Source organism: Shewanella sp. 1180_01 (assembly GCF_052850535.1).
Genome location: NZ_VXCT01000172.1, coordinates 1 through 656 on the forward strand (window position 1 = coordinate 1; position 656 = coordinate 656).

A 656-nucleotide genomic window follows, 5' to 3' on the forward strand; every position below is an offset into this window, starting at 1 on the left:
ACGGCGTCAGCCAGTGGCGTTCGCGGATAAACTTAGTAATGCCCAATACAAACTGGCCGTTAGCGCTAAAACCCCAACTCGTATCCAGCGCCGCAGCTTCCTTCAACCACGTCACCGCCAGCACGCAATCGGCGTCGGTCAGCTTTTCGGCCTTCCACGCTTTCCACGCAGCCGAATCCGAGCCGCCTTTGCGATGGGCGGGATACGCTTTGAAAAACGCATTGAAAACCGACTTAGCACTCGTTGCTGGACAACTATCTTTTAAAGATTCTTTGATAGGTTCAAAAGAGTGACTGATTCCGGTGCTATCTGGTGGCACAGGGGGTCTGCTATCTGGTGGCATACCTATGCTATCTGGTGGCACCCCTATGCTATCTCGTGGCAGAGGGGGTCTTCTATCTGGTAGCACCCCTGTGCTATCTGCTAGCACAGAGGGTGCTACCTCGTAGCAGATTGAAATTGTATAAATATTGGTTAAATTCCCCTTAGGCCCCTTACGATATTTAACCGTGACAAAACCCATATCAACCAAGGCCGCAATGTGCTTTCTAACTGTGCTATGACCAATCTCACACTGATCTGCAATATGCTGATGGCTCGGCCAACACTCACCATTATCGTTCGCGTTATCAGCAAGCTTGATCAACACCAGCTTG

Annotated in this window: 1 protein-coding gene; it reads right to left on the bottom strand. The window is 50.5% G+C overall.

Translation table 11 applies throughout. The annotated features are described in order from the left end of the window. Nucleotides 1-656 (bottom strand): helix-turn-helix domain-containing protein (locus FW758_RS24710; protein WP_446446841.1); only part of this gene is annotated, 656 nt, incomplete at both ends.